Annotated in this window: 18 protein-coding genes; 5 read left to right on the forward strand and 13 right to left on the reverse strand. The window is 42.0% G+C overall.

The features are described 5' to 3' along the window. Positions 1-157 precede the first annotated feature (157 nt). Complete coding sequence (locus APA_RS21950) at positions 158-982, forward strand: PhzF family phenazine biosynthesis protein (protein WP_201324357.1); 825 nt, start codon at positions 158-160, stop codon at positions 980-982. Here APA_RS21950 and APA_RS21955 read toward each other — a convergent pair. The 3 genes from APA_RS21955 to APA_RS21965 form a co-directional block, all read right to left on the reverse strand. Then, positions 975-1,208, reverse strand: a complete 234-nt coding sequence (locus APA_RS21955; RefSeq protein WP_201324358.1) for a hypothetical protein — start codon at positions 1,206-1,208, stop codon at positions 975-977. The genes APA_RS21950 and APA_RS21955 overlap by 8 nt on opposite strands. Before the next feature lie 572 nt (positions 1,209-1,780). After that, entirely contained in the window at positions 1,781-2,881 is a 1,101-nt protein-coding gene (locus APA_RS21960; RefSeq protein ID WP_201324359.1) for a response regulator, read from the reverse strand. A 129-nt stretch (positions 2,882-3,010) separates the two neighbouring features. Next, positions 3,011-4,285 (reverse strand): hybrid sensor histidine kinase/response regulator, encoded by a 1,275-nt coding sequence (locus tag APA_RS21965; RefSeq protein WP_201324360.1) that lies wholly within the window; start codon positions 4,283-4,285, stop codon positions 3,011-3,013. Positions 4,286-4,482: 197 nt separating this feature from the next. Between APA_RS21965 and APA_RS21970 the strand changes: the two genes are divergently transcribed. The 3 genes from APA_RS21970 to APA_RS21980 all read left to right on the forward strand — a co-directional run bounded on the left by APA_RS21970 (position 4,483) and on the right by APA_RS21980 (position 6,908). Further along, entirely contained in the window at positions 4,483-5,226 is a 744-nt protein-coding gene (locus APA_RS21970; RefSeq protein ID WP_201324361.1) for a glycosyltransferase, read from the forward strand. A 228-nt stretch (positions 5,227-5,454) separates the two neighbouring features. Next, positions 5,455-6,555 (forward strand): murein transglycosylase A, encoded by a 1,101-nt coding sequence (locus APA_RS21975; protein WP_374101381.1) that lies wholly within the window; start codon positions 5,455-5,457, stop codon positions 6,553-6,555. 92 nt (positions 6,556-6,647) lie between these two features. Then, entirely contained in the window at positions 6,648-6,908 is a 261-nt protein-coding gene (locus APA_RS21980; RefSeq protein WP_201324362.1) for a hypothetical protein, read from the forward strand. A 97-nt stretch (positions 6,909-7,005) separates the two neighbouring features. On the opposite strand, the gene APA_RS21985 is transcribed toward APA_RS21980, so the two are convergent. From APA_RS21985 to APA_RS22005, 5 genes are all read right to left on the reverse strand, one after another. Next, positions 7,006-9,786, reverse strand: a complete 2,781-nt coding sequence (locus APA_RS21985) for a GAF domain-containing protein (protein WP_201324363.1) — start codon at positions 9,784-9,786, stop codon at positions 7,006-7,008. A gap of 235 nt (positions 9,787-10,021) precedes the next feature. Then, a complete protein-coding gene (locus APA_RS21990; protein WP_201324364.1) occupies positions 10,022-10,336 on the reverse strand; it encodes a DUF3067 family protein in 315 nt (104 codons plus the stop codon). Positions 10,337-10,434: 98 nt separating this feature from the next. Next, the gene (gene murQ / locus APA_RS21995) at positions 10,435-11,334 is read right to left on the reverse strand and encodes an N-acetylmuramic acid 6-phosphate etherase (protein ID WP_201324406.1); all 900 of its coding nucleotides are present in this window, start codon (positions 11,332-11,334) and stop codon (positions 10,435-10,437) included. Between the two features lie 8 nt (positions 11,335-11,342). Further along, on the reverse strand, positions 11,343-11,528 hold the full coding sequence (locus APA_RS22000; RefSeq protein ID WP_201324365.1) for a PCP reductase family protein: 186 nt from the start codon (positions 11,526-11,528) through the stop codon (positions 11,343-11,345). Between the two features lie 127 nt (positions 11,529-11,655). Further along, complete coding sequence (locus APA_RS22005; protein ID WP_201324366.1) at positions 11,656-13,260, reverse strand: CHAT domain-containing protein; 1,605 nt, start codon at positions 13,258-13,260, stop codon at positions 11,656-11,658. A gap of 199 nt (positions 13,261-13,459) precedes the next feature. On the opposite strand from APA_RS22005, the gene APA_RS22010 reads away from it, so the two are divergent. Further along, positions 13,460-13,618, forward strand: a complete 159-nt coding sequence (locus APA_RS22010; RefSeq protein WP_201324367.1) for a hypothetical protein — start codon at positions 13,460-13,462, stop codon at positions 13,616-13,618. 15 nt (positions 13,619-13,633) lie between these two features. Here APA_RS22010 and APA_RS22015 read toward each other — a convergent pair whose 3' ends face one another. From APA_RS22015 to APA_RS22035, 5 genes are read right to left on the reverse strand one after another with little or no spacing between them, the layout of a single operon-like run. Further along, the gene (locus APA_RS22015; protein ID WP_201324368.1) at positions 13,634-13,885 is read right to left on the reverse strand and encodes a hypothetical protein; all 252 of its coding nucleotides are present in this window, start codon (positions 13,883-13,885) and stop codon (positions 13,634-13,636) included. Further along, complete coding sequence (locus APA_RS22020; RefSeq protein ID WP_201324369.1) at positions 13,869-14,144, reverse strand: BrnT family toxin; 276 nt, start codon at positions 14,142-14,144, stop codon at positions 13,869-13,871. The genes APA_RS22015 and APA_RS22020 overlap by 17 nt, the downstream gene beginning before the upstream one ends. A gap of 3 nt (positions 14,145-14,147) precedes the next feature. Continuing rightward, on the reverse strand, positions 14,148-14,327 hold the full coding sequence (locus APA_RS22025; protein ID WP_201324370.1) for a hypothetical protein: 180 nt from the start codon (positions 14,325-14,327) through the stop codon (positions 14,148-14,150). Positions 14,328-14,350: 23 nt separating this feature from the next. Then, the gene (locus APA_RS22030) at positions 14,351-14,557 is read right to left on the reverse strand and encodes a hypothetical protein (RefSeq protein WP_201324371.1); all 207 of its coding nucleotides are present in this window, start codon (positions 14,555-14,557) and stop codon (positions 14,351-14,353) included. Between the two features lie 7 nt (positions 14,558-14,564). Next, the gene (locus APA_RS22035) at positions 14,565-14,933 is read right to left on the reverse strand and encodes a GIY-YIG nuclease family protein (protein WP_236579969.1); all 369 of its coding nucleotides are present in this window, start codon (positions 14,931-14,933) and stop codon (positions 14,565-14,567) included. Between the last annotated feature and the right edge of the window lie 280 nt (positions 14,934-15,213).

Consider the following 15,213-nt stretch of genomic DNA (forward strand, 5'->3'; position numbering starts at 1 on the left):
CAAGCAAGCGACGTACACAGGTTTGTTTCCCCGCCTGCGGCGGGGAAACAAACCTGTGCTTCACTAGACTGAGAAACGCTATATAAGATTAAATGGTTTGTGAGTAGGGGGAATTCATGAATTCCCCCTACTCACAAACCATTTAGGATTGCTATATATGCAACTTGCGATCGCCATTATTGATGCATTCACCAATCAAACATTTCGTGGTAATCCTGCGGCAACGATATTAGTTGACCAATTTCCCGAAGAGGCGAAAATGCAGCAAATTGCTGCTGAGATGAATCTTTCAGAAACTGCCTTTGTTAAACCTTTAGATAAAAATTCCTCTCAGAACCATTTCCAATTGCGATGGTTTACGCTGAAGCAGGAAGTGCCTCTCTGCGGTCATGCCACCCTCGCGATCGCACATTATTTGCGCCAACTAGACGTAATTGATACCAAATTGCCACTCGTTTTCTCTACGTTGAGTGGAGATTTAACCATTAGCTTTGAAGAGCAGCTAATCGTGATGGATTTTCCTGCTACTTTTTATCGAACTTGCTCAGAGCGATCGCAGCAATTATTAGCAGAGATGTTTGGCGATCGCCCTTATGAAATTCTGGGTCAGGCTGAAGATTATTTAACAGTTTTATTAGAGTCTGAGTCCGCCGTCCAAAATTTTCAACCGCAACATGAGCGCATTGCCGAACTAGATGGTTTTGGCTTTATCATCACCGCGATCGCAGATCCCGATCAACCCTATGATTTTGTGTCGCGATTTTTCGCACCAAAAGCAGGAATTCTTGAAGATCCTGTGACTGGCTCAGCCCATTGTAGTTTGACTCCCTATTGGGCAAAGCGTCTCGGTAAGAGCAATCTCAGAGCCAAACAGTTATCATCGCGGACTGGCGAACTTATAGTTAGCGATCGCGGAGCTAGGGTTTTACTGAAAGGTGAAGCTATGACCTTCTTGCGGGGCAAGATCAATTTATTTAATTAAATGACTCCGAAAAATACCACCACTGAGAAAGGCGATCGCCCTCATCGACAATGATCGAGAGCATTCCCAACTCTAAGTCTTGCCGACAAGCTGCGATCGCTTCTTGTTGATTTGCATGAATATTGATCGGTAAAAAGGTCTTTCCTAAATAACAAATTCCTTTCTCGCTTCCCCATGGAGTTGAGAAATTAGTCGTTTGAATTTCAGACAAAGATAAAATAATCATAACTAGCTAACATATGACGCTCTTCACATCTCCTATGTTTGACTAATTAGCTTGAGAAGTCTGTGATGACTAGCTGAGCTTACTGTGATAGGTCAGATACTCAAGCGTGACCACAGAACTTTATGGGCGTGATTGAAATCACAAACTTACAGCGCAAAGCGCTCAAACCCGAACCAGTTTTTTGTGGCGCGGCGAAGCCGCGCCACAAAAAACTGGTTCTTTATTACAGCAATTTCCGAGCAAACGAACCACACTGAACCACTATGCACTGGAAGTGCATAGGTTCGACTAGGACTGAAAGTCCTAAATCTGTAGTTTCGTCCAAACTCTATTTAGTTTTCCTGTTTTGGTAATGTAACTGTGATGATAATACAGATTTTACTCATGCTAAAGTTCTGCAAAGAAATCATAGCAACTACTTTAGAGGTTGTCAGCTAAAGCCTTGCACTAAAAGTGCATAGTTTTTACTAACGCTTTGGGACAATAAATTTTTAAAAAGTGTTGCAAAGCAACACTTTTTAAAAATTTATTGGTTCGGGTTTGAGCGCAAAGCGCTATAAATCGGATAACAATTACTTACGACTACTCAATGGTAAAAAAGCTCTGATCGCAGTTAACTCATAGGGAATGCTCTCGATTTCTAACCTACCGCCATGCAGTTCGAGCAATCGCTTGGCGATCGCCAACCCCAACCCAGTACCCTGCTGAATATAAAGCTTTTTCTCAAACTTCATATATGCACCAAAATTAGCAATCTGCTCTGGTTCAATCCCCTGACCACGATCAGTAATACTCAGACAATAGTAATTCTCATCACAACTACCGACAACATCTACCTCAGTTCCTTCTGAAGAGAATTTGAACCCATTATCAACAAGTTCCTTAACAATTACATTTAAGTATGAGTCTGAGATTTGAATACTGGCATCATTAATATCAACATGCAAATCAGAAACTCGATTATAGTTTTCAGCGATTTTTTTGGCGCAACTTGCAATCTCAATATCAACAAAAGTTGCCCTACTAGTACGGATTTGGTTAATCCATTCTGTATTGCTCTCTGTTGACTCTAACTCAGCATATAGTAGAAATTTTTTCACCATTTCATGCATATCTCGCCCCGCTTTGCGAATGCGCTTGCCAATATCTGGTACTTCATGCGCTTGCATCGCATGATAATTTTTGACCAAAATATCCGCCAAACCCATGACTTCGATCGCAGGAAATAGCAACTGGTGAGGCAGTGACTTAGATATATTGCCACGCAAGTTAGCTAACTCTTGCTTGTAATAACTATTAATTACTTCTTGTTTCTTAAACTGAGCATTGATTGCTCCCAATAGCTCATCTCTAGTAAAAGGTTTAGTTAAATAATCATCTGATCCCAATTCCATACCTTGTCGAAAGTCATTTTTGTCAGACTTGGCACTAAGAAATATAAAAGGGATTGTCGTTGTCGAAGGGTTATTCCGAAGAGCTGTAATAACTCCATAGCCATCGATTTCAGGCATCATAATATCGCAGATGATCAAGCTAGGAATATGCTGCTGCGCCATCTCTAAACCAACACGTCCATTATCAGCACCGATCACCATATACCCTTCGGCTTGCAGCATTCTGGTGGTATTTAGCAGGACGTTTGGATTATCTTCGATGAGGAGAATTTTTTTCATGCTAGCTGATGAGTATCTTTATGCAACATTATACTGACAGAGATTGTTAGTAAATCTAAGACATAATACACAGAAAATATTGCGATCGCAAAAATGATCGCCATTTATAAGCCATCATCACAAGAGCCTCTAGCTAGAGGGGTTTGATTCTAGAAGTGGTTCATCGGAAATTGGCAAAACCACAGTAAATTTAGTGCCGATCTCTAACTTACTCTCAACAGATATCGAGCCATTGTGAATATCGATACAGTTTTTGACAATTGATAGTCCCAATCCAGTACCAGGCAATATCCCTACATTTTTACCACGATAGAATGCACCGAATAGATTTTCTAAATCTTCTTCTGGAATGCCAATACCCTGATCGCTAATAACAAAACTCACCTGTTCTTGATCCACAGTAATTTGAAAATCAACTGTTTTATTTTGTGGAGAATACTTAATTGCATTTGTGAGCAGATTGGTCAAGATTTGACGCAATAATTTCTCATCCATTTTTACGATTAAGGCTGGGAGATCATTTTGAAGATGAGGGTTCTCAATGGATGTACTAGTTAAATCTATATATATAGATGAATTTAGAGTATAGTCAGATGCAAAAGTTCTTTGCGCTTGCCGTAAGAGTTGTTTACAAAAGCTTAAAAGATCGAATTTAGTAAGATTTAGTTTAGCTTTACTTGTATTACTTCGACTCAGAAATAATACATCTTCCATCAGAGCCGTCATATGCTTAACTTCTGATTGGATTTGATGCAATTGTTCGACCTTTTCTTCCTTTGACCATTCGTAATGTTCGAGCAGTTCTGATGCACTTTGAATCGTCGTTAGAGGTGTACGAAATTCATGGGATACGACTGATATAAAGTCTGTTTTCATCTGACTAAGTTCGCGTTCTTGATTAAGCGATCGCGATAATACCTCAGCCGATAGTTGTAACTGTTCATTTTGTTCTTGAAGCTTTTTTTGTAATGAACATAACCGCAAGTGTGTTTCGATTCTAGCTAATACTTCAATCAACTGAAACGGTTTGCTAATATAATCTACTCCGCCCACAGAAAATGCTTCTACTTTATCAGATGACTCTTCTATCGAACTAATAAAAATAATTGGCACATCTTTAGTCACTGGATTAGCCTTTAGTCTTGTACATACTTCATAGCCATTAATGTCAGGCATCCGAATATCTAGTAAAATTATGTCAGGTAATTGTTGATTAACTTTATCTAATGCTTCTAATCCACTAGTAGCTTTTTGCACTTCATAGCCTTGTTTAATTAACAGTAATGATAAAAGTTGAACATTGTAAATGGTGTCATCAACTATAAGGATAGAAGCATTTTTAGAGTGTTGATAATCTTCAGATATTTCAGTTTGTTCAGGTTGATTTAGATTTTGAATAGTCATAGTAAGTATCTTTTTATTGTTGTTATTATAACATCGTCATAGCAATCCTAAATGAGTTGTGAGTAGGGGCAATTCATGAATTGCCCCTACTCACATAGATCAAGAAAATAGTTTGTGTAAGAACTCCCTTTCCAGTGAATAATTAATGGTGCGTGGCAAAGCTGCGCACCATTAATTATTCACTGGGGAATAGCTATATGCGCTTATCTATAATTCTGCCCTGTTTTAATGAAATTCGACATGGGTATTTAGACCGAATTCTCACGAATCTAATTGCTCAATCAGTTCCTCAAAATTGTGAAAAAGAAATTATTGCCGTAGTCAGTGCCAGTGATGATGGGACAGATCTAGTTTTGGATGAATATGCAGCGCGATCTCCTGAAATTCAAGTTATCCGATCGCTCGCCAAAAATCGCGCCCAGAGGCTAAATGATGGTATTGCCGCCAGCACGGGCGACATAATTTTGTTACATCATCCAGCAACGCTTTTACCAGAAGGCATAGCCCTACAGCTAATTGAGCAGACTTTAGTCTCAGGAAATCATTGGGGTGCATTTTCCCATAGCTTTGACTTTACACATTGGTTGTTGCATTTTACGTCTTGGTACTCTGACAATATTCGCGTAAAGCAAAAAGGGATTGTTTATTTAGATCACTGTCCGTTTATTGTTCGCCAAGTATTAGCTGAAATTGGGAATGTCCCCGATCTCGATATTTTTGAAGATACGGTGTTAAGCGATCGCCTATGCCAATTCTCGAAGCCATTGCTGGTTCAAGGCAAGGTTGTTACCTCCGCAAGGCGGTTTCATCAGAGAGGAATATATCGACATGCTATGCTCAATCAGTTGTTAAAAATTTGCTATCACTTCAACATTGACCCTCGATCGCTTAATCATTTGTACGAACAAAAAGCTAGTATTAACGTCAAGTATGGTGATTGAAGATGAGATTGTGGACTGCGCCCACAATCTCATCTTCCGGCTAGATTATTTAGTGAGGAGTTTTTAAGGGTGATTGGTTCCCATAAGTTCGGTAAAAGTAAATACGATCTATTCGGTAAGAAAAAGGGGTTTCTAGAGCAGAAATCTTGGACTTCGACCTTATATCGTGGTGGGGATATCTTATTTGCAACTTGGGTCGGCTTGATCTGCGCTGTGCCACCTTGCTATATGCAAACCGATTTTCAAAGACCAGCCGAAGCTGCGGAACTTAAACTTGCTCAATCTATTGTCCCAATATCACCGCGTGCGGTTAATCCTCTCGCCCTTGACCTCACGGATGATCTATTAGAGAGCGATCGCCAAAATCTCCTTCAAGCGATCGATCATAGTATTCAGTACATCCGCACCCCATCCGCCGCTAAGCGCTATCCTGTCGCTGGAATTAGTCAAGATCTGATGGAGCGTAGTTTGGTGCGATTTCGTCGGCTCGTACAAGTGTCCCGAACTGCCAAAGATCTCCAGCAAGCTGTGAATCGTGAATTTGATCTTTATCAGTCAGTAGGGCGTGATGGTAATGGCGGCGTTCAATTTACGGGCTATTACGAGGCATTGTACAAAGCCAGTCGTACTCGTACTGACGAATTTAAATACCCGCTTTATAACTTGCCACCAGACTTTGCTCAATGGCAATCACCCCATCCTACCCGCGCCATGCTTGAAGGTAGTAAGCAAATGGCAGGTTTAGAAGTTGCATGGTTAAGCGATCGCTTCCAAGCTTTCTTAGTGCATGTCCAAGGCTCAGCAAGGTTTGAGTTACCCGATGGCAATTTATTGACTGTTGGTTATGCAGGTAAAACCGATCAACCCTATCGTTCGGTGGGTGCTGAGCTAGTCAGAGATGGCAAAATGCGTCTTGAAGATGTGACTTTGCAAACGCTCATCAAATATTTTCAAAAAAATCCCCAAGATTTAATTAAGTATCTCAATCGCAACCCCAGTTTTGTCTTTTTTCGCGAAACCAATGGTAAACCTGCGACGGGTAGTCTCGGTGCGCCAGTCAGTGCAGAGCGATCGATTGCTACTGATAAAAAAATCTTTCCCTCTGGCGGCATTGCCCTAATCCGCACTGAAATTCCGTTTGAGAATCCCACCACAGGTAAGCTCGAATTGCGGCAAGTGCAACGCTTTGCGCTCGATCAAGATACTGGCGGCGCGATTCGTGGTGCGGGACGAGTGGATATTTTTATGGGAACAGGCGATCGGGCTAAGCAACGGGCTGGGCTAATCAAAGGCGAAGGCGAGTTGTATTATCTTGTATTAAAAAAATAAACACAATATTTTTATTAAAAGTGTTGCAAAGCAACACTTTTAATAAAAATATTGGTTTGGATTTCAGAAAAAAGCAATGTAAGGAAAAAATTATGCCACAAGTAAATCCTTTTACGATCAGAATGCAAGTATCAAGGATGTTTGAGCAAGGTCAATCACTCTTTGCGGAACTCAAAGTCCAAGACTGGCTAAAAGAGCGCAATCATAATCCTAAAGATTATGTGATTCGATTCCATCAAAAAATGGCTCCAGTTGGTGCAAATTCTTCTGTAATGATAGAGATAGAACTCATTCGCAAAGATGGTCAACCCGTTGACGAGTGGCTATTACAAGAAATTAACCGTCAAAGCTAGAATGTTCTAGAACTTGACTAAGCGATCGCAGTTTGATTGATTTTTTGGATGTGCGATCGCGATTTATAGAATGAGTGAGCGATCGCACACCAAACAACTATGAGCTAGAAAGGGGCAAAATTAGACGGCTGAGGATGCGATTATCTTCTAGTTGATAGAGAGATAGCTCTCCACCTGCCTCCACCATCAGGGTCTGACAGATTGCAAGATGCAAGCCAGGGGGCTGATCTAATAGCGAAGGAGATAGAGGATCGATCGCTCTGCCTTGGTGTAACTCCTGCAATAAGGACGCATCAACTACGCCATAATCGGTAATTGATAACTCTAGAAGCTTTTCATCAATCTGACGACACCAAATATCAATTCTGCCACCAACATCCGATCGCCCACAGGCAAATAACAACAACTCATTTAAAATCATCTCCATCTTAGCGATGTCACCACCAACGACTACATTGGCTTGGTTATGCACCTGCGACCAGATTTGGCGCTGTTTTATAAGCGAATCCACTCTTTCTAAAGCCCGTTTGAGCATACCCGCTAGTGGAGCAGTCTCATAGTTGGGACGTAAGCGCCATTGCTCTTTGCGGATAATCTGTGGGAGTGGAGATAGAGACCCCTGTAATTGCTTAAGAGAACTTTGCAAGGTAATATTGTTGATACCTCCAGTTCCATTAGCACGAGCATCAGCATCCAATAAACGCTGGACTCCCGAACTAACTGTACGATAGATGTCTTCCAAACGACGATGCTTGTACCAATTAAGGCGTTCCAGTTCTTGACGATTATGTTTGAGATGATCGACGAGCAATAGGTGGCGACGAGACCAAGATAGTTGATTTGCCAACATATTAAACGCCTGTAATTGGCGATCAACCCAACGCCGCCCTACGCGATCGGCAACCAAAATCATTCCTGTTGGCTGGTGATCAGGAGTTGTGCGTAATGCAGTCACCAATAAATGTCCAAGAGCAGGAGCATTTAGCCAAGCCTTAGTCTGTTCTGGTAAGTCATGAATACTCAGCGGCAAAATTCCCTCACTTTGGATCGCCCACTGTGCAAGCGGATCTTCTTCGATCGCAAGTAGAGTTTCGCTGATCGTAAGCTGATACTCATCACGGCTAGCAAACACTGAAGCTATTTGTCCACCTTGCCGACCTGGTAGCCATACTACTAATACAGCCAGAGGAGATTGCGTAACCTGAGCCATCAATTGCGTCGCCGTGTGATGTAGCTTCTCAAGAGCATTGCATTGTTGGAGTGCTACTAAACCAAATTGAACAGCTTGATGAGACTTTTGGCGTTCATCAGATAAGCGCTGCAACTCATTTTGGTGAACGATTAGCCCAATCTGTTGAGCAACAGCTTGCACCATTTCTCTTTCTGGGCGAGACCATGTACGTGGGGCTTCATGGGCAACCGCGAGAATACCCTCGAGAGACTTCCCAATCGAAGTGCTACTGACAATCATCGATCGCACATCAAGATCGATTAATGAATTTCGCCATGACAGAAATTTAAAATCGCTGTCGAGATTCTCGACAGTTGCAGCATCGTTAGATTGCTCCATCATCTGCACATCAACGGGAGCTAATCCTGGTAAAACAGATGGAATGGGGCGGCGATTTTTGGGGTGATACTGAAAATCGATCCGAAACATGTCATTGTCTTTATCATAGGTTGCCACCCAGAATCGTTCTAGCCCTAGTCGCTGACATAGCTGTTCCGCCGCTTGATCGAGGGCTTTTTGCCAATCGTTATCAGAATATATAGCTCTGGCAATTCCTGCGGTGAGAATTTGATCGGAAGCAATGCGATCGAGGGTAACTTCCATCTCTTCTAGAGGCGAGGTAATTGCCGCAAGCTGAGCTGCACCACGGACAAAATTGCGCTCGTCATCAGTCCAGAGTCGAGGTTCATCACCTTCTACTGACAAAAAGCCTAATAGTTCTGATTGGAAAAATATGGGAGCAATAATTATAGAAACTGCCCCAAATTGTTCCATAACGCGATTACTAACTTCGCCTTTGGTCATGGACTTAGCATCAACTACCACCACCACCTGATCTTTGGATAGCGCCTGATACAAACTAGGGGCATTTTGGACAGTTACTCCAGCCGTATTGTCAGCTGCTTGCTTAATTTTTGGGCCAGGCTGACGATTGGCAATCCGTCGCCAAAAATATTGATGCTCGCGTTCAAACCAGTAAATATTGGTGTGATCGGGCATAACAAAGCTATGGGTTTCCTGAACAATCTCTTCAAGGCGTTCAGTGAGTGCTGGTACATTCCGAATTTTCGAGAGGATTTGCAGTAATGGTTCATCAGGACGCTTGGTGTTGTGATGATGCCACTCGTCATCAAGACGGCTCAGGGTAGACCCAAGACCACCAAGTACTACAGAGAGTCTGGCTCTTTCTTCATTGCGCGGGGTGACATTCCACAGATTGGAGCCTAAGAGGACTACACCAAAACTGCGATCGCGATGATAGATCGGCCAAAGCAATGTGCCTTGGATATCAAATTTTTGGGCTAATTTTTGCCATTCGCCACTACGTTTCTCTTGACGTAGATCGGCGATCGGCACAGGCTTGCGTTGCAAAATCACCTGATCGAGCAAATCGCCCGCATTGAGATTAAATCGCTCTTTTAAAAATTTAATTTCACCCTGAGGTGTTGTACCACCTTTACCTGTAAGTCGGTGGTTTTCTGCGTCATAAAGCCCAATCCAAAGCAGTTTGTAATCAAAATTGTCTCGAAGATAATCGAGAGTTGCCGTCAATAGGTTGTCAATACTATCTTCATCACGCAAGAACTGCATGATTCGCCCAAGGTTAACAAATTGGCGATCCCATGGGTTAGCTCCTGCTTGACTCATATTTTTGACCTGAGGTATTTAGACTTAGGTATAGCTAGAGCGATGTAACTTAATAAAATGAAATTTTATGAAAATCAAGGTTATAAAAAGTATTACAACACAATCGTACAATCTTTAGCTTAGAAAGTCAGCAACACACCATACTTTTATTGCTTGTGTTAACTTTTATAGCATTTACTCCCTTTTTAACCAAGAATTGGTGGTACTTTCCACCGCACCACCAATTCTTGGTGTATTAATTTCCTATGAGCCACTCTAGCGATCGCTCACCAATTTGGAGGGGAATGCTCACAGCTTTGCCAAGACGGGGGCGCTCCTTGGTGGTTTCGATAAATTTTTGAACTTGCTCAACTACAGCCCAATCGCTCAGATATGAGGCAATCACATCAAGATGCTGAATAAATTCTGCCTCACTCATCGAAAAAGACTGTTGCTCTTGATAGCGCCACATTACCTGCAAGAAAATTTTGCCTTGGGTTTTGCGTAATTGTACGTCATAAGAGTAGTCCCATTTATTGGCGATCGCCTGACGAAGTTCTGCGCCTGTCATAGTTTCTACATTTTTTGCTTAACATATCTTACTTTAACGGCGATTTGTGCCATGTTTCACTGGCTAATGGTGTAGATGAGGGCGCTTAGCGCCCTCATCTACACCATGGCTTTTCCTAGATGACCTTGAGTATTTTGCAACAATTGCTCGGCGGTGGCGACATCTACGCTCTTCCACTGCATTAATAAAGCTAATTTGACTCGTTTGCCCGATCGCTCTAGCAATTTTGCGGACTCCTCACGACTGAGCGATGTGAGATCGCTAATAATCCGAATGGCGCGGTCTTCGAGTTTGCTATTGGTGACAGAGACATCAATCATCCGATTGCCATAAACCTTGCCTAGCTGCACCATTACCCCTGTCGAAACCGTATTTAAAACTAATTTTGTAGCTGTCCCTGCTTTAAGTCTGGTAGATCCCGCCAAGATCTCTGCCCCAACTAGCGGACGAATCTCAATATCGTACTGAATCGGAAATTGGTCAGGCGGTACACAGCAAAAAAAGATCGTTTTTGCACCCCGATGCTTAGCTTCCTTGAGCGCTCCATGGACATAGGGTGTGGTTCCCCCTGCGGTAATGCCAAAAACAACATCGCGATCGCTAATATTTCTTTCCGCGATCGCATTTGCCCCATCATCTTCGCGATCTTCGAGGGCTTCAGAGCTGCGTACCATCGCATTCATCCCTCCCGCCAAAATCCCTTGAATCAACTCAGGGTCGCTGCAAAAAGTGGGTGGACATTCAGCAGCATCAAGGACACCAAGTCGCCCACTTGTGCCAGCGCCAACATAAAACAATCTGCCACCATGTTTTATTGCTTCAGCAATAGTGTTAATCGCGGCGGCGATCGCTTCTTTTTCTTGTCCAACTGCGGCAACAGCCTTGGCATCCTCTTGGTTAAACAGTTCGACAATTTCTAAAGCACTTAACCGATCTAAATTTTGGCTATGGGGATTCGCTTGCTCGGTCAACAAATAACCGCGATCATGATTTTTCACTGCACTTTTCACTGGCCGAACTCAATCCTTGCTTTTTCGACAATTTCTGCGGTGATCGTATCACTACCTGCGGCTTGAGCTAGTTGCTCGATTTTCAGGCGAGCCTGCGATCGCACAAAGTAGGGAATATTTTTGTACTTGATTTTTGCTTCTGCTGTCCAAGTGAAGCCCTCATCGTAATCTGATTTTTGCATGGTTTTCTCTATAAACTAGCGATCGCTAGTATGCCATCCCCTTCGTTTTCATCAAAATTTGCTTCGTGTAGATTTACAATCCTGCTATAAAACCGAAAAGACAGCGCAAAGTGCTGTCTTTTCGGTTTTATAGCCAGTTGCCAACTAAAGTAAACGAAGACCAAAAGAAAGGATGCTTCAGATCAACGCCTCTTGTATCAATGAGAAAGGGAATATTCGGGAATCCTTTCACACCAATAATCTGATTATTCTTAATGGTTACTTCCCCGCGCAAAAATGCCAACTGAGCCTCTTGCAGGGCGATCGCTTTACTCGGTGCTGTGGGTAAGCCACGATAAAAACGAATCATCAAGGGAGCCGTGCCTGCATCACTGACTGTCCATAGAGAAGCCAAAACACTCTTAGCACCCGAATCTACCGCCAAACCTGCTAAGCCCAGATTTTGACCAACGGCAGTTTCGCAAGCACTGAGAGTTAACAGATCGGTTACAAGATTCATTTTGGAGATTTGATTCATTTGTAAGCGATCGCCCCAAAATTGAATGAAAGATTCCTGTGGTGAATTTTTGACAAATTTGGCATGGGTCGCTAGATGGATTATTCCAAAATTCTGACTGCTGATTTGCGATCGCAGATTATCCTTGGTAAAGGCACTATTCATAAAAGTTTTACCAACTAGAACTTGCGAGGATATCGTCTCAACCTCTACTTTCGTGGCCGGCAATGGCGACCAGCCTTCGACAGACTCAGACAGTCCCATGGCTAAGATTTGCGGAATCAGCGCACGATCTGGACGGTTGGGTTCCGTTAACTGCCATGATGGAATCGTCACAACGGCATATTTCTCGACGAGATAACGCTTGCCATCATGAAAGGCTGCTGGCGGTACTACGCGCAAATTACCATTCATCACGAATACCAACGTTTTCACCTGTGCCTTTTCTAGCTCAGGTTCCATCGGGCGCACCACCCAATCATAAAGCTGCTGTGACTGGGGTAAAAAGTCATTGGAACTGGTATCACGTAAATTATTGCGAAAGTCAATGATCACGCGATCGACTTCTTCAGTGGTGACATTGTAGGCAACCTTCCGAAACGGAGTGCCGTTGCTTTGATTGGTTTGAGAGATCGGTAGTCCAAATTTTTCTTGTAAAGACTTTGCGCCAATTCGAGTGCGTGAAAATATTCCCGCAGGTTTATTTGGGCTAGATGGCGGTACGCCAATTAGTTCTAAACCTCCTTTAGAAGTAGTGACATAAATCAGGGCAGTCGGGCTTCCTGTCAGTTGTGAGATGCGCTGCACTTCTGAGGCATAGCAGTCATCACTATCAGGGTTCAGCGATCTCATTCGTTTGTGTAAATAAGCTTCCAACTCAGCACCATAGCCTTTTTCAAGCGCATTACAAGCCTGAGGTAATTGGTTCTGAGCAGCATATTGCCGCGCTAAGAGAAAATACAATCGCCCAATTTGTCCACGAATTTCGGCGATATCAGGGGACAAATCAACTTGCTGTTGATCGTTATTGCCAGAACGACTTAAGGAATTGATCAGGTTTAAAATTATTAACGGATTAAAGCCACCACTAGAAGGGTTTCTTGAAGGGGAATCAGGATATCGCTGGGAATCAGGAAATTGCGATGGGGAATTAGATTGCGATCGCGCAGGTTTGGAGAAACTTAGCGACATCATCGCAAACATTAAGGAAAGAAACCATAACAGAAAATATCGCATACGAGTTTGCTCCCAAACTTCCTTAGATCTATTGTGACCCAAATAATCGTCGATCGCATTTTCTAATTCGCTTGAATCAGCATAGATAAACTTATTAGGCTCATCTCAATAAGGCTATAAATCCTACTTCCTCAAAATGTTTCATAGGCGATCGCATCTAAAATATTTCTTGCTTGTTGTTGTATTTCAGATGCGTTTGGTGTCATGGAAAGTAAATTTTCAATATTTTGCTAGGTATTCTAACTTGCGATCGCCCCCCAACCAAATATCAAAAACAGCGATTGCACCAATCAAATATCAACAACATGCGATCGCACCAATCAGAAATCAACAAATAGCGATCGCCATTAGTATTTGATTAGATAATCTAGAGTTACGGATTTTCAGATTTCACTAACAACTGGTCGTCTAATTGTGATGAATTTTGGTTAATTAATCGCATTAGCAATCTTAGTCCTTCATTGACTGATCCCGAATTTGGGAATAACTTAGCAACATCAGGATCTAGACTGACGGTGACAGTGCTTTTCTTTCTTCCCTGACCACGAGCAACAACGGTCATTTGAGTAAAATCATATTCAGGAAGTAAATCATCTTCCATGTTAATCTCAAAGTTCTGATTCATATGCTTTACGTTCTTTACGAGTAGCTGGACGGACGCTAATTAGACGTTTTGTATTTTGTCTTTCTGTATAAGATACGACTAGTAGTCTACCTCTAGCCGATTCTCCTATGATAATAAAACGTTGTTCTTGGATGGAATGTGTCGGATCGGCAAAAGTTAAAAACAAAGGATCGTCAAAGACAGAGGTTGCTTCATCAAAGGATACTCCATGTTTAGATAGATTACTTTTGGCTTTGGTTTCGTCCCAATCAAATAGCATGGGTTAATTTTTTAACATTATTCTTAGAATTATAATGGATCGCCACCAACCAAATATCAAAAACAGCGATCGCAAATTCCCTCTCATAAAACAAAGCGATCGCACCAACCAAATATCAACAAACAGCGATCGCAAATTCATCTCCCCACAACAAAGCGATCGCACCCAATCAAATACAAACAAACTGCGATCACCTACTACCTTGATTAATATCCGCGATTTGGTTTACAGTCTGCAAAACTTATTGCTTCTATATCCAAAAAACTAGCGATCGCCATTTCAAGTGTTGCTTCAATTGGATAGTCAATTTCTTTGGAACGAGCTATGATTGCTGCTCGAATTCTCTCAGGCAGAAACTTTAAAATAACATCTGCATCTTTGGACGAGATTCGCTCTAAAACTTCTACTTGCATAAATTTACTACTCCATTGGGATTTGGACATTGTATGGAGGCTCAGTAGCACGAAGAATTATTGCCTCTAGCTCCAATAGTAACGCAGGATTCCTTGAATATGGGATTATTTGTATAGCAATACGCACATCTTCATCTTTGTATTGATCAAGCCATGCCCACAGGAAGGCTTTATGACCACCCTTAAAACGACTTCTTAAACTTTTAGTTTTACCAATGTAAAGCAAATCTTCATATTTGTGTCTAATTGCATAAATGCCAGGGAGATCGGGAATATTGCTAAAATCGCGATTTAAGGATTGACATTCTTCAAAGGGAGTGAAAGCGATCGCATCTAAAATATTTCTTGCTTGTTTTTGTATTTCAGATTCGCTCATTGGTATAGAAATCAATTTTGAATAATGTGCTGAGTATTTTAACCTGCGATCACCTATTCATATTTCCCCACAAAGCGATCGCCCCTAACCAAATATCAAACCTGTGATCGCAAATTCGTCTTCCCACAAAAAAGCGATCGCACTTCATCAAATATGATCGCATCCAAAAACATCAATGTAACGCACTAATTTATCAATTACACATTCATATAGAGTGCGCGATACATTTCAGCACATTGCAAGAAAGATGATCGCACTTCAATCTTTTTAATAAAGCTAA

It is taken from the genome of Pseudanabaena sp. lw0831, from assembly GCF_016584665.1.
Taxonomy (GTDB): domain Bacteria; phylum Cyanobacteriota; class Cyanobacteriia; order Pseudanabaenales; family Pseudanabaenaceae; genus Pseudanabaena.

Coding starts and splice junctions, on each gene's coding strand:
- APA_RS21950 (WP_201324357.1), top strand. CDS start 158: ATGCAACTTGCGATCGCCATTATTGATGCATTCACCAATCAAACATTT.
- APA_RS21955 (WP_201324358.1), bottom strand. CDS start 1,208: ATGATTATTTTATCTTTGTCTGAAATTCAAACGACTAATTTCTCAACT.
- APA_RS21960 (WP_201324359.1), bottom strand. CDS start 2,881: ATGAAAAAAATTCTCCTCATCGAAGATAATCCAAACGTCCTGCTAAAT.
- APA_RS21965 (WP_201324360.1), bottom strand. CDS start 4,285: ATGACTATTCAAAATCTAAATCAACCTGAACAAACTGAAATATCTGAA.
- APA_RS21970 (WP_201324361.1), top strand. CDS start 4,483: ATGCGCTTATCTATAATTCTGCCCTGTTTTAATGAAATTCGACATGGG.
- APA_RS21975 (WP_374101381.1), top strand. CDS start 5,455: ATGCAAACCGATTTTCAAAGACCAGCCGAAGCTGCGGAACTTAAACTT.
- APA_RS21980 (WP_201324362.1), top strand. CDS start 6,648: ATGCCACAAGTAAATCCTTTTACGATCAGAATGCAAGTATCAAGGATG.
- APA_RS21985 (WP_201324363.1), bottom strand. CDS start 9,786: ATGAGTCAAGCAGGAGCTAACCCATGGGATCGCCAATTTGTTAACCTT.
- APA_RS21990 (WP_201324364.1), bottom strand. CDS start 10,336: ATGACAGGCGCAGAACTTCGTCAGGCGATCGCCAATAAATGGGACTAC.
- APA_RS22000 (WP_201324365.1), bottom strand. CDS start 11,528: ATGCAAAAATCAGATTACGATGAGGGCTTCACTTGGACAGCAGAAGCA.
- APA_RS22005 (WP_201324366.1), bottom strand. CDS start 13,260: ATGCGATATTTTCTGTTATGGTTTCTTTCCTTAATGTTTGCGATGATG.
- APA_RS22015 (WP_201324368.1), bottom strand. CDS start 13,885: ATGAATCAGAACTTTGAGATTAACATGGAAGATGATTTACTTCCTGAA.
- APA_RS22020 (WP_201324369.1), bottom strand. CDS start 14,144: ATGCTATTTGATTGGGACGAAACCAAAGCCAAAAGTAATCTATCTAAA.
- APA_RS22030 (WP_201324371.1), bottom strand. CDS start 14,557: ATGCAAGTAGAAGTTTTAGAGCGAATCTCGTCCAAAGATGCAGATGTT.
- APA_RS22035 (WP_236579969.1), bottom strand. CDS start 14,933: ATGAGCGAATCTGAAATACAAAAACAAGCAAGAAATATTTTAGATGCG.